Here is a 13,245-nt window from a genome sequence, read left to right as displayed (position 1 = left end):
ACACCGGCCGCGCCTGGAGCGGGCGGTGTTCCGTCGGCGGCCGCGGGCCGGGCCCCGGCTCCGGCGCGGTCCCGGGCATGCGGCAGCGACGGCGGCGCTCCCGCGTCGCCGGTCTCGTCGGCGAGTTGGTGGACGAGCACACCGTGCCGGAAGGCGGCCTCGCCGACCTCGGCGCAGTTGCTGCCGTACACGGACAGCCGGCTGCCGCTCTCCTCCACGATCTCCACCGTGCGCTGGGCCGCGCGGGCTTCCCGGCCCAGTACGTCGGCCAGCCGGGCGGCGTGCGGGGTGCGCACGGCGACCCGGGGCCGGAGCCGGGTCCGGGCGAACTCGGCGGCGTCCTGGTCGGCGACGAGCCGGCCCGCCTCGATGCTCACGACCCGGTCCGCGCTGCGGGCGGCCTCCTTCGCGTCGTCGGTGGTGAAGAGCACCGCACCGCCGAGGGAGGCGTGGCCGCGCAGCAGCCCGTGCAGCCAGCTCCGTTCACGGGGTGAGAGCCCGGCGGCGGGCTCGTCGAGGAGGAGCGTGCAGGGGTCGGCGAGCAGGGCGGCGGCCAGCGCGACCCTGCGCTCCATGCCGAGCGAGAGGGAACCGAGGCGCTGGTCGCGCAGTCCCGCGATGCCGACGACCTCCAGCATGGCGTCGGCCCGCGCGGCCGGCACGCCGGTGGCGGCGCAGAGCATCCGCAGCTGGCCGCGCACGGTGCGCGAGGGGTTGCCGGGGAGATCGCCGAGGAGCACGCCGACCTCGCGGCCCGGATGCGGGATCCGGTGCAGGGGGCGCCCGCGGAAGTAGGTGACTCCGCGGCCCGGTTCGAGTTCGAGCATGAGTCGCAGTGCGGTGGTCTTGCCCGAGCCGGGCTCGCCGAGCAGTGCGGTCACGCTCCCCGGGCGGGCCTCGAAGGTGAGGTCGTCCACGAGGGGCGGGAGGTTTCGTCGGGGGGTGCTGGTGAGTCCGATGGCCTGGAGCATCGCTTCTCTCGCGGGGGGTGAGACCGCTCTGCGGCAGGGTGAATACCGCTAACAAGATAACGCGATATGTCCGATTTAAGGCGTAGCGCGTACCGAATCCCGCCCGTGTCGGCGCCGAGGCCGTCGCCCACGGGGGCGCGATCCCGGACACCGGCCGGGGCACCGGCCCGGGTGGGGCGCCGTGGTGGGGGCGGGGCGCCCGGTCCTCAGACTTCCGGGCGCAGCATCGGCGGGTTGAGCAGCGTTGCGCCGCCGGCCCGGAACAGCTGGGCGGGACGGCCGCCCTGACGCGTCGTCGTCCCCCCGGCCGGCACCAGGAACCCTGGGGTGCCGGTGACCTTGCGGTGGAAATTGCGCGGGTCGAGGGCGACTCCCCAGACCGCTTCGTAGACCCGGCGCAGCTCGCCGACGGTGAACTCGGGCGGGCAGAAGGCGGTGGCCAGCGAGGAGTACTCGATCTTCGAGCGGGCCCGCTCGACCCCGTCTGCGAGGATCTGCTCGTGGTCGAAGGCCAGTCCTGCGCCGGTCTGGCCGTCCGTGGACAGGAGCTCGTCGACGGGGGCCCAGCGCGCACTGTTGGCATCGCCACCGGCCCGGGGCGCGGGCAGATCCGGAGCCAGCACCAGGTGGGCCACGCTGACCACGCGCATGCGCGGATCCCGCTTCGGATCACCGTAGGTCGCCAGCTGTTCGAGATGCGCCCCGTTGCCCACGTCGGGAGCGGCCGGGTCGTGGGCGCAGAGGCCGGTCTCCTCGGACAGCTCGCGGGCCGCGGCCGCCGACAGGTCCTCGTCCCCGCGCACGAAGCCGCCGGGCAGCGCCCAGCGTCCCTGGAACGGCTGCTCACCTCGTCGGATGACCAACGCGCAGAGCGCATGGCGCCGCACGGTGAGCACGACCAGGTCGACGGTGACGGCGAAGGGCGGAAAGGCCGACGGGTCGTAGGGCGACATGCCGCGATCATAGTCGTCTGCCTGACGATAAACAGAGCTTTGGAGATCTTCGAACCACGGAACCGGCCCCGGAGCGGACCGCGGAAGCGCAAGCCCCGTCCCCGTGCGGCCCGATCGGCAGGGCGCCCCCTACCCGCCCAGTTGCAGCGCATCGGCGGCCTCCTCCACCATGCCCAGCCCCAGCCGGCTGATCCGGACGGCGAAAGGTTCCCCCGAAACACGCAGCCCGGAGAGGCGGAGCCCGCCGAGCGGAGCGCCGGGGAGCGGTACGAGGGCGACCGTGCCGGCGGGGGCGTCCGGGCGGATCCCGGCCAGGGCGGTCAGTACGTGGATCCCCGCGGCGGCCGCGACCGCCGCCGGCCGGCAGGCCGCCGGATGCGGGAGCGGAGCGCTTCCCGCGGTGCGCTGCTCGGCGGCGTACATCTCCGGGAGGCGGTACCCGAAGCCCTCCGCCGCGTCCAGCAGACCCCGCAGCAGCCCCGTGGCCTCCTTCTCGAAGCCCGCCTGCGCCAGGCCTGCCACGGCGACCGCGCTCTCGTACGGCCGTACCGTGCCCGAGCGGTACCCGAACGGGTTGTGCCCCGGCTCGCGCACCGCCATGCTCCGCAGCCCCCAACCGGAATCCATGGCCGGGGCTCCGAGCAGCCGTGCCAGCTGCTCGGTACGGACCCGGTCGAGCAGCCCCCGCGCGAGCCGGCCGCCGCCGAGCAGTCCGGTGTCCAGCAGGTGGGCGGCGGCCCCCGTCAGCCGGGGCAGGGGCCGCCCGTCGGGATGCAGGGCCGCCGCGGGCCGGCCGCCATCGGGGCCGTCGACCCAGAACCGGGCTGCGAACCGCTCCCGCAGCTCGGCGGCCCGGTCCCGCCACTCCTCGGCTCCGGGCCGGCCGCACCCGGCGAGGAGGTCGGCCCCCAGGAGCGCGGCGCGATGGGCGTGGGCCTGGGTTTCACAGCGCCGGGGTCCCGGATCGGGATCGGCCAGGAAGCCGTCCTCCCCGAAGGCGCCCCGGATCCACTCCAGGCACCGCTCGGCGGCGGGGAGCAGCTGGGCGACCTCCGCCTCGGGCATTCCCCAGCGCCGGGCTTCGGCGAGGACCGCGGGGAAGGCGAGCGTCGCCTCGGTCCCGGTGCATCCCGGGGGCAGCTGCGGCCCGGCCCCGCGGAGCGGCCCCGGGATCTTCCCCGCGTCGGCGCCCCGCCCCCCGGTCTGGGTCCGGGCCAGGGTGCGCAGGGTCGCGGCGGCCAGTCCGGTGCCGAGCGGGAGCGCCATGCGGGCGGCCCACAGGGATTCAGCCGGGGCCAGTCCGAGCCGCCACGGCACTCCGGCCGCCGCGTAGCTGTCGGCCGGTTCCTTCGGATCCCTGAGCAGCAGCGCGCCCAGGTCCTGCACGCTCGTGCGCAGCCACGCCTCGGCCCGCGGGTCGTCTCCCTCCGCGCGGGCGTCGTCGGAGAGCGGATTGGCCACCTGTCCGGCGGGGGCCCGGGCCCCTCTGTCCCGGGTAGTCCGCAGCTCGATGGTGCGGGATTCGCCGGGGCGCAGTTCGAGCTGCCAGCGCAGCAGCCCGGCCGAGGCCAGCGCGTCGTCCGGCGGTGGCTCCGCCGCGGTGACGGCCTGGGCCTCGCCGTCGGTCCAGCGCAGTCCCGCGGCGTGCACCCCGGCGGACAGCTCCGGCCCGGCCCGGCCGGCGGCCACGTCGGCCAGCTCCGCCAGGTCGGTGCCGAGCGAGACCTCCACCGGGATCCGCAGGGACCGGCCGGTGAAGCTGCGCAGGGTGATCCGCTCGGTGCCGTCGGCGTGCCGGATCCGCTCTACTCCGACGTCGGGATCGGGCCCGGGCTCCGCTCCGGTGCGGACGGTCGCGGTGAAGGAGGCCCGGTCGGCGCCGAGACTGCGGGCCTGGACCGCGACCGGGTCCCGGCCGCCGACGCGCAGCACGCAGCGGGACAGGAGCCTGAGCCCGGCGCGGTAGATCCCGTCGACCCCCTGCCCGGTGAGCTGGCCGTGCTCGGGCGAGATGACCAGGCACGGCGCGGCGACGCAGATGACGGCACCGTGCACGGGCGGCAGGTCGGCCCCGCGGGAGGGGGCCCCGCGGGCAGGGGCTACGCGGGCAGGGGCTACGCGGGCGGGGGGTACGGGGTGGGACATGGGTCGCCTTGTCTGCGCTCCGGGTGGATCGGCTGGGCGGCGGCGCGGCCGGGTCCCCACCACCCCCCAGCGCAACGCCCCGGCCCCCGCCCGGGTCACGGGGCCCGGTGGAGGCTGCGCCCGGCGGAGCACCGGCCTGCGCGGGGGACGCCGCCGCAGGACGGCTCGCGCACCGTTCCGCAGCCACCCCCGGATAACGGACCCACGGACCTCGCCCCGGCCGCGCTTCACTGCTCGCTCCCCGCGGTGCTGCCGGACTGGCGGCGGCCGCTCGTCCTGCCCGGGCGGCCGGGCGGCCTGGTGACGGCGCCCGCCCGCCGGAGCCCTTCGGGCAGACGCCCCCGGTGCGGCTCCCGGAGCCGCCGCTCCTCCCGCAGGCACTCCCGCAGCCCCTCCGGGTCGATCCCCTCGTTGCAGGCGTGGTGGAGCAGCTGCGCGAAGCGGTACCCGTCGTCCGCCCGCAGTGCCAGCCCCAGGGCGATCCTGGCCGTCGGCTCGTCCCCGGTGGACCAGGAGACCCAGCCCGCCAGGGTGAGGGGAGCCGCCGCGTGCTCCCCGTAGGCCCCGACGCAGCGCCGGGCCAGGGCCCGCCACAACCGCAGGGCGGGTGCCGCCTCCTCACCCTCCATCCACTCGGCGGCGATGTCGCGGATCTCCCGGTCCTGGAGCCCGAGGATCAACGAGGCGGCCTCGTCGTGGCCCAGCAGCGCGTCGTCGCGGGCGTCGGCGCCCTGGCCTCCTTCGGCCGGCGGGGCGAGGGCCATGCGCTGGATCAGCGCGCGGGCGAGCAGGACGGTCTCGGCGCCCACCTCCTCCCGGGTGGCCCCGTCGAGGATCTTCGGCACCAGCGCGACGGCCGCACGGTCCAGGGCGCCCTCCATCTCGACGGCCACCGTCCCGCTCAGCGGGGCCAGCCTGTGCTCGATCTCCCGGAGGGAGCCGCGTACCTGGAGTCCGGCGAACGTGGCCGCGGCGGCCATCACCGAGGTGCCCGGTGCGGCCAGCGCACTGCCCTCCGCGGGGCAGCACCGCTCGTCCGGGCAGCAGTAGGACCAGTACCGCCCGGCGGAGAGGCACAGGGCTTCCAGTACGGGGACGTCCAGAGCCCCGCAGGCCAGCCGGATCCGCTGGGCGAGCGGCCTCAGCCTGGTCATCACCCGCTGCGCGCTGTCACCACGGTGCGGGTCCTGGCAGAGGAAGACGATGATGCCGTCGGGCCTGGCTCCGCGCCGCACACTGCCGCGGATCAGACAGTCGGCGACCTGCCGGGCAGTGTCCTCCCATTCCTCGGGGGCGGCGGGAATGCCCACCCGGAGCCGGCCGCCGAAGCGGCCGGCCTCCCCGTGGACCGCGACCATGACGAGGGAGTCGCTCGGATGGAAGCCGAGCATGTAGGGCAGCGCGTCGGCCAGTTCGGCCGGACTGCGCAGGGTGATCCGGGATGCGTCCACGCCTCCGGACGGGCCGGTGGACGAGGGGTCGGACGGGATGCGTGCCGCTTCGTGATGGTTCGTCATGTCCCGAAGGTCCCGTGTCCGACCGAATCCGGAAACCCCTGTGGATAACACCCCGAAGGCCCCGGAGGAGCCCGGCAGGACCCGGAGGAGCCCGGCAGGACCCGGAAGGAATGCCCTTGCCGGGCCGCGGTCGGCCGGGAGCCCCGTCGGGAGACCTTCGGATCAGGCGACCCGTCGCACGACCTTCCGGTCAGGCGGCGGCGCGACGGGAGCGGGTCAGGGCCAGCCCGCCGAGGGCCACGCCGACCAGCGCGAGCACCATGGCCACGACGGAGCCGCCGCGCCCGGAGCCGCTGCCGACACCGCCGTCGGCCGCGGCCAGAGCCACCACACCGATGACCAGGCCGATCAGCCCCACCGCCAGGCCCGCGATGGCCCTGCCGCGTATGTTGGCGGCGCCGCCCCGTCCGGCGGCCCTCAGGCACAGCGCACCGAGGACCACACTGACCAGGGCTGCCACCAGGGCCGCGGCGGAGGGGCCTCGCCCGGAGCCGCCGTCGCCTTCGGCGAGCACGACGTTCGCGGCCGCCGGTGCGGCGAGCCAGAACCCTGCGAGCACGGCGGCTGCGGTGGCGGGAAGCAAGTGACGGACGGACATTGGGGATCCCTTCGACCTTCTTGACTGGTACGCCTCGGAGCGTAGGTTCCGGAGGGGTCACGGGTCGTCATGCCTCGGTATCCGTTGGGCCTACCCCCGAGGCGGTATACCTTCAAACAGCGTCTGCGGTTACAGCAGTCGACTACTGCATCCGCAGCATTCGCGGACAACCCGTCCGGTCTTCCGCAGCCGAAATGCGGGCGCAATGGCCACCGGCGACCGATCCGTCCGTAATCGCCGGCCGTCCGGGGTCCACCTCGAAGTTCGAACCTAGAAGCTCGGACCTCGAGACCTCGAGACCCCTAAACCTCTAAACCTCTAAACCGCCAAGACGTTCACCGGTCCCACCTTCCGCTCGACCCCTCATCGGCAACTCGGTTCATTGAGGCGGTCATTCCGGATGCAGTTAAAAGTTGATTATTGACCTATCCGGCCGGTGCGGGCTATGTTCCTGACATCCTGTTGCCCAGCCAACTCAATTGGCCATAAACATGGGGGAGTTCGATGAGCAGGCAGGAAAGCCCAGCGGGCATCGGATCGGTGCGGGCCGCGGACATCGCCGTATGGGTGTGCCAAGCGCTTCTCGTGCTGGTCTTCCTGGCCGCCGGCTCCGCGAAGCTCCTCGGAGCCGAAGCGATGGTGGAGGCCTTCGACATCATCGGAGCCGGTCAGTGGCTCAGGTACGTCGTCGGCGTCCTCGAGGTCGCGGGCGTTCTCGGTCTGCTCGTACCACGCCTCGCGGGCCTCGCCGCGCTCGGGTTGGCCGGCTTGATGAGCGGAGCGGTGATCACCAACCTCGTCATCGACGAGTTCTCGCTCCTGGCGGTGGTTCTGCTCCTGCTCAGCGCCACGGTCGCCTGGGGGCGCCGGGACCGCACCAGGGCCCTCCTGGTCCGCCCTGCCGCCATTGCGGGATAGCGGAACGCCCCCGTCGGCGCCCGGACCCGCTGCCCTTCACGACCGTCAACTCCCCTCACACAGGGGAGTTGACGACCGGCGCAGGCGGCGGGTCCTGTGCAGCGCCGACTCAGATCCAGCCGGCCCGCGACGCGGCGCGCACGGCACCGATCCGGTTTCCCGCCTTCAGTTTGTGAATGGCGGAGTGGATGTGGTTCCGGACCGTGCCCGGACTCAGGCGCAGCTGAGACGCGATGACCCCGAGGGGACGGCCGTCCTCGGCCGCCTTCAGGATCTCCACCTCGCGGGCCGTCAGCGGATTCTCGCCGACGGCCAGCATCTCGGCGACGAACTCTGGAGGGAAGTGGCGTCCTCCCGCATGCACTTCACGGATCACGCGGCTCAACTCGCGGATCGAGGTGGCCTTCGTGAGGAATCCACCCACTCCTGCCTTGAGGGCCCGCTGCAGGTGCCCGGGCCGAACGGCAGAGGTCAGGATCACCACCGGGAAGCCGGGCCGTTCCCGGTTCAGCTGCTCGGCGACCTCGATCCCGCTCATCCCCGGCATGCGCACGTCGAGAACGGCGAGTCCCGCACGATGGCCCTCCACCAGCTCCAGCACCCTGTCCCCACACCCCGTGTGGGCGACGACCTCGATGTCACCGGGCAACTGGAGAAGTTCGGCCAGAGCCTCCCTGGTGAGGGCTTCGTTCTCCGCCAGGACAACCTTGATTGACTCCTTCGCCGCCACCGGTCACTCCGACTCAAGGGCGGCGCCGGCAGGACCCGGGCTCGAGGCGCCGGGCGAGCCGATGTCGAGTGCCGCCGTACCAGATGGTCGCGAACTCACCGAAACGCACTGATAGTTCATTGATGGAATCCCCCGCCACGTGCTCGGACTGCAGCCGCGACCTTAACTCCTCCGGTCTCGGCTCCTCCACTGCTGATCATTTCTGACGGTCCGCCTGGCCGGGCGCAGACGACAGCAGGTTGCCGGCGGCGCCCTGGGGCGCCGCCGGCAACCTGTCTCGGTCCCGCGGAGGATCAGCTGCCGTTCAGCTTCCGCTGAACGAACTCGTAGCTCATGTCACCGATCTCCGGTGCGTACTGGTGCGTGGCCGCGATCGCGGCCGGGAAGTTCTCGCCGCCCCAGACCCGGCTCTCGCCGCAGTCCTTCGCGAAGTCCGTCCAGTTGCTCCATTGCAGGGTCATGTCGTTCGCCGGGGTGACCCCCGGCTCGACCATGGAGGACCCCTTGGCGATCGGAACGTTGATGTTCGCCGCGTCGGTGCCCGTGAAACGCCGCACCTGCTGAGCGAAGGCAAGGCAGAGGGAGGAAGAAACGGAAGGGTACTCGGCGGAGTCCGCGGAATTCCCGTTCAGGTATCCCTTCCACTCCTTTCCGGCGATGTCGTTGACCGCGCCCTTTCCGGGCCCGCCCCATGCGGTGACCTTCTTGTCACCGTACAGATAACGGATCGCGCTGACCGGCCGGACGGAGTCGAACTTGCGCTTGAAATGCCAGGTGGCAATGGTGACATCGACGAAGGCGACGTCGGAAGAGGTGATGTACTGCACCATCTTCTCGATGTCGTACTTGCCCGCGGTGACGACCGGAGTTCCGGCGGTGGTCCCGAAGGTCACCACCTTGTCGTTGAACAGCTCGGCCGCCATCTTCTTGCGGTCGTCCAGCTGCGCCGACGCCTTCAGGACCTCGTCGGCCTGAGCCTTGTAGGCCTTGCGGTTGTAGTGGTTGCTGCTGGTCGGCGGAGATACGTGGAACCGCTCGGGGCTGTCGTAGGTGAACGGCTTCACCCGGCCGTAGTAGGGGGTCGCGAACTGCTGCGCCTTGTAGACGTTGTTCGACGAGGTGACGTTCGGCTGCCAGCGGGACGGGTTGCGAAGCCATTCCACGGTGTTGGCCGGCTGATAGCCGGTGTAGTCGGAGTAGGGCTGCCGGTTGTACTTGCGGCCGCCCTCATCGCCTTCCCGGTTGGAACCGTCGCCCTTCCTCGCCTTGATGGCGTTCTTCGCGGCAAGAATTCCGATTCCACTCGGGGTGGTCGGGTCCTCCGCGGTGTTGTTGGGATCGAGGCCTGCCGATTCCATCATTTCAAGCCAGCGCGACTTGTACTGCGGGAGGAACTCGTTGAACGAGGTGAATGCGGAGTAGATGACCGCAATGTTCTTGTTGCGCGTCGTGCGCTCCGCCTCCGGCCGCCGGCCGAGGTCGGAGAAAATGCCCTTCGCCGTCGGGTGGTACGGGGCTATGGCATCGAACCACGGCATCTCGATCAATATCGCGTGGTCCACCGTCAGCGTCACCGAGCGGCCCGAGCTCTGGTCGCGCGACACTCGCTGGAACTTCGGGTACACGACTCCGACCAGGGCGTTCCCCTGGTCGAGGTCGAAGGTTGCGGCTGCCGCCTGCGGCGCCTGCTGTGCTGCGGGCGCCGCACTGGCCAGCGATCCGACCAGCGCCAACGACGCGGCGATGGCCACCATGTACCCGGGGCGCGGACGCTGCAGCCGCCTCAAATTCGTCACCGAAAAACTCTCCTTTAGATCGACCTTCGAGTCCTGAAGCGATCGCCGACGGGAGGAATCAGGGGTGTTTTTGGGCGAATAAACACATGGGGCGGATTCAACCCGACCAGCCCTGCCACTCGCACGTCACCGAAATTACTGGCGCCGCCACGCCCTGCTAATCGCCATGAGATTCAAAAAGAGGCTAGCCGACCCACTTCACCTCGTCCACTGCTCGATCGAGTAGTGACCACTACCCGAGGAGGAGCCTTAGGAGCGTTGCCCACAGCCGGGCCCCCGGCCATGATGGTGCGGATACAGCTGGGAACGCATGCCGCTTTCCGGGGCGGAATTCTCCCACCTATCGAAAGGCGAGTATTCCGATGCCGCACAATCGAGAGTCCCCGGAATCAGAAGATCCCGAGCAGCTGCGGCTGGTGGCTGCGGCGCAGGACCTTCCCCCGCTCCTCATGCCCTGGAGCGCCGTGCAGGTCATCGAGGGCCTGCACCGGACGCGATCAGCGAAAGCCCGGGGCCTCCGGCTCCGTACCAGGCTGTGGCGGCTGCTGCGGGGCATCCTCCGGGCGCGGTGAACCGCGATCCGGCAGCGCGTTCGCCCGCCCACCGGCTGCCGACTCGGGTCGCCCGCTCAACCGGCCGCCGACTCGGGTCGCCCGCTCAACCGGCTGCCGACTCGTGTCGGCAGCCGGTTCTGTGCGTCCAGCGGCACACGGCCACTCACGGACCGAGGTCGCCGGCGCCTCGGAGGCCACGCGGCACCGTTCCCTTGGCCCATGCCTCGATGAGGTCGGTGGCCTGGTCGGCGTTGAGGCGCGGATCGCACAGCGAGGTGTAACGGCCCTGGAGTTGGTCCTCGTTCTCGACGGAACCACCGACGCACTCCGTCACGTCGTCCGCAGCGACCTCCAGGTGGAGGCCGGCCGCGTGCTGCCGGTGTTCCTCCAGGAGGTCCCGGAATCGCACCGCCTCGGTGATCACGTCGGTGAGATGACGCGTTTTCAGTCCGGAGCGGGTCTTCACCGTGTTGCCGTGCATCGGGTCGCACAGCCAGATCACCGGGTGTCCCGCATGCGCCACGCTGCGGACGAGGGGCGGCAGCGCCTCCTGGATCCGGTCCCGGCCCATCCGGGGTATCAGGATGAGCCGGCCGGGCTCGCGTCCCGGGTCGAGCGCCTCGCACACCCGCAGTACGTCGTCAGGGCTCGCGCTCGGTCCGATCTTGCACCCCACCGGGTTGGCCACGGAGGAGAGCATGGCGACATGTGCCTGACCCGGTGCGCGGGTCCGCTCCCCCATCCACGGCAGGTGCGTCGAGGAGAGGTACAGGTCATCCGTGTCCGGGTCCCGGCGGATCAAGGGGGACTCGTAGTCGATGACCAGAGCCTCATGGCTCGACCACGGCCCTTCCCCGGCCGGCGTACGTCCGCCGTCCCGGCGGTGCGCCCGCATCACCCGGTGCACCTCGGCGCCGGCCTCGTAGGCCATCACCATGCGCCGCGGGTTGTGCTGCCGGGTCAGCAGCGTGGGAATCGCCGAGTTGATCAAGTGCCCCCTGAAGGAGGGGATGACCTCTCCACCGTGGTGTTCCGTCTCCTGCGACCGGGGCTTGGCGAACTGTCCGCCCATGCGGCCGACCCGGACGACGCTCTGCCCGGTGAGTTCGCCGAGCCGGTCTCCCAGTCGGTCGATGAGGTCCAGCTTCCGCGTCACGTGTCCGGGCGTGCACTCGTAGAAGCTCTCGGCGCAGTCGCCCAGTTGAAGCAGGAGGGAGTCGGTCGTCGCCAGTCTCGACAACGTCCCGCGCAGCCGCCGGACCTCGGCTCCCGTGACCAGCGGCGGAGCCGAGGCCAGCTCTTCCCACGCCTCGGTGTAGGCGCCGTGGTCGCGCCAGTCCGGTTGCTGGGCCGCCGGCATGTCCTGCCACGGTCCGCCTGGTGTGACGGCGGCCGTGGCGCTGGATCGCCCCATCAGCGCACAACGCCTCGGACGCGCTGGACCACGGCAGCCGGGTCTCGGGGGGCCTCGTTCCCGCGCCAGGCCACATGGTGGTCGGGCCGGAGCAGGACGAGGTCGCGCTCCCATATCCGGCGGGCGTCGGCATCGGTCACCACCTGGTGGCTGACCGGCAGGCCTTGAGCCGCTGCGGCTTCGAGGAGCGCGTCGGCCCGGCCGTCACCGGCGAAGTCGACGAGCGTGAAGGACGGGGTGAACAGCTCGTAGATCGCCTTGCCGTCTTCCAGGAGGAGGCTGGGCGGGCGGCCTCCGGGCCAGGTCGTCGGCGTGTATTCCGCCGGGCTGTACGGCGGCTCGGCCGCATCCTCGTGGCAGACGATGGGCGAGCCGTTGTACCGGTAGCCCAGCTCGACCCCCCGGTATTCGTTCTCGCCCCGCTCGGCTTCGAGGAAGGCCGCGACGGTCTCGGGCGAGGCGCCCCCGCGCAGCAGCTCCCCCGCCCTGAGGTGCACACCGAGGTGCCGGTGCGAGGTGTGGACGTTGCGCAGGCCCACCGGGTAGCGCTCGGCCTCATAGCTGTCGAGCAGGCCGTCGCCGCCGAATCCCTTGATGAGGGCCGCGATCTTCCACGCCGCGTCGACCGCGTCGCCGATGCCCGTGTTCATTCCGTACGCACCGGTCGGGAACATGCGGTGAGCGGAGTCCCCCGCGAGGAGGACCCGTCCCTCGCGGTACCGCTCCGCGATCATGAAGCCGGGGCGCCAGCGAGAGGTCAGGAGCACCTTGTCGATCTTCAGGTCCGTCTGCATCGTTTCGAGCAGGAAGGCCTCGGGATCAGCGGGTGGCGTGTCGAACTCGGTGGGCTCCATGCCGTTGACGTGCACGGTCCAGGTGTCGACCTCGTCCTGGGCGATGATGATGTACCTGAAGGCGAAGTAGTGCCAGAACTTCCCGTGGCGGTGCAGGGTGTCCAGGTCACGGCTCTTGAAGTGCACCATGAAGGCGCCCGGCAGCCCGGGGACGTCGAAGCTCTCCTCGCCGATGCCCACGGCGAGGCGGACCTGACTCGAGGCGCCGTCGCACCCGATGACGTACCGGGATCGCAGCCGGACCTCTTCACCGGTCATCACGTCGACCAGGTGGCTGGTCACTGCGTCGTCGTCCTGCGCGAGGGAGTCGAACCGCAGGCCGCGGCGCAGCTCGATGAGCGGCTCGCGCCGGCAGCGGTCACGCAGGACCGGCTCCAGCTCGATCTGGGAGATCCGCTGGCCGGGCTGGCCGGGCTGGGTGCCGTCGTTGGCCTCGGTGATGCGCCGCCACTGCTGGGACACCGAGGGAAGCTTCCACGAGGTGATGGGCTCACCGGCGAGGCCGGTCGACCAGATCACGTCGGCCTCGTGCTCGGGCGCGACACCGGCGGACCGGACCTCGTCGTCGATGCCGAGTTGCCGGAAGAACTCCATGCTGCGGGAGTTGACGTAGTCCAGCTTGGGATGACTGGACGTCTCGAATTCCTTGTCGACGAGAACGCTGGGAACTCCTTGGCGGGCGAGTTCCAGGGCGGCGACCATGCCGACTGGGCCCGCACCCACGATCAGAACCGGTACCGGATCCACGTTTGCCCCTCCAAAGGGGTGTGGGGCGGCTCGACCGCCCCACACCGA

11 protein-coding genes are annotated in these 13,245 nt (G+C 71.4%); 2 read left to right on the top strand and 9 right to left on the bottom strand.

Annotation, left to right across the window (positions count from 1 at the left end):
- The 5 genes from ABZY57_RS15040 to ABZY57_RS15020 all read right to left on the bottom strand — a co-directional run.
- On the bottom strand, window positions 1-971 hold a 971-nt coding region (locus ABZY57_RS15040; RefSeq protein WP_356511869.1), incomplete at its 3' end, for an ATP-binding cassette domain-containing protein.
- 206 nt (window positions 972-1,177) lie between these two features.
- On the bottom strand, window positions 1,178-1,924 hold the full coding sequence (locus ABZY57_RS15035) for an NUDIX domain-containing protein (RefSeq protein ID WP_250748883.1): 747 nt from the start codon (window positions 1,922-1,924) through the stop codon (window positions 1,178-1,180).
- Between the two features lie 129 nt (window positions 1,925-2,053).
- Window positions 2,054-4,069: a glycogen debranching N-terminal domain-containing protein gene (locus ABZY57_RS15030; RefSeq protein WP_356511867.1), complete on the bottom strand. Its 2,016-nt coding sequence runs from the start codon at window positions 4,067-4,069 to the stop codon at window positions 2,054-2,056.
- Between the two features lie 227 nt (window positions 4,070-4,296).
- A complete protein-coding gene (locus ABZY57_RS15025) occupies window positions 4,297-5,586 on the bottom strand; it encodes a DUF4192 domain-containing protein (RefSeq protein WP_356511865.1) in 1,290 nt (429 codons plus the stop codon).
- Window positions 5,587-5,776: 190 nt separating this feature from the next.
- Entirely contained in the window at window positions 5,777-6,184 is a 408-nt protein-coding gene (locus ABZY57_RS15020; protein WP_356511863.1) for a DUF6223 family protein, read from the bottom strand.
- A gap of 504 nt (window positions 6,185-6,688) precedes the next feature.
- Here ABZY57_RS15020 and ABZY57_RS15015 point away from each other — a divergent pair.
- Window positions 6,689-7,102 (top strand): DoxX family protein, encoded by a 414-nt coding sequence (locus ABZY57_RS15015; RefSeq protein ID WP_356511861.1) that lies wholly within the window; start codon window positions 6,689-6,691, stop codon window positions 7,100-7,102.
- 109 nt (window positions 7,103-7,211) lie between these two features.
- Here the strand turns inward: ABZY57_RS15015 and ABZY57_RS15010 are convergent, their stop codons facing one another.
- On the bottom strand, window positions 7,212-7,832 hold the full coding sequence (locus ABZY57_RS15010) for a response regulator transcription factor (protein WP_356511860.1): 621 nt from the start codon (window positions 7,830-7,832) through the stop codon (window positions 7,212-7,214).
- Window positions 7,833-8,125: 293 nt separating this feature from the next.
- Window positions 8,126-9,628 (bottom strand): DUF6851 domain-containing protein, encoded by a 1,503-nt coding sequence (locus ABZY57_RS15005; RefSeq protein ID WP_356511858.1) that lies wholly within the window; start codon window positions 9,626-9,628, stop codon window positions 8,126-8,128.
- A gap of 362 nt (window positions 9,629-9,990) precedes the next feature.
- Here ABZY57_RS15005 and ABZY57_RS15000 point away from each other — a divergent pair, with 362 nt between their 5' ends.
- On the top strand, window positions 9,991-10,200 hold the full coding sequence (locus tag ABZY57_RS15000; RefSeq protein ID WP_356511856.1) for a hypothetical protein: 210 nt from the start codon (window positions 9,991-9,993) through the stop codon (window positions 10,198-10,200).
- Window positions 10,201-10,345: 145 nt separating this feature from the next.
- On the opposite strand, the gene ABZY57_RS14995 is transcribed toward ABZY57_RS15000, so the two are convergent.
- Window positions 10,346-11,596 carry a 3-deoxy-7-phosphoheptulonate synthase gene (locus ABZY57_RS14995; protein ID WP_356511854.1) on the bottom strand — a complete coding sequence of 417 codons (1,251 nt, stop codon included), beginning with the start codon at window positions 11,594-11,596 and terminating at the stop codon, window positions 10,346-10,348.
- Entirely contained in the window at window positions 11,596-13,197 is a 1,602-nt protein-coding gene (locus tag ABZY57_RS14990) for an FAD-dependent monooxygenase (RefSeq protein ID WP_356511852.1), read from the bottom strand. Before ABZY57_RS14990 ends, ABZY57_RS14995 begins: the two co-directional genes overlap by 1 nt.
- Between the last annotated feature and the right edge of the window lie 48 nt (window positions 13,198-13,245).

The sequence above is a fragment of the Streptomyces sp. NPDC006450 genome (assembly GCF_040612195.1).
In the GTDB taxonomy this organism is placed as follows: domain Bacteria; phylum Actinomycetota; class Actinomycetes; order Streptomycetales; family Streptomycetaceae; genus Streptomyces.
Note: the sequence above shows the minus strand (reverse complement) of the source record. Positions and strands in the feature narration are given on the sequence as shown.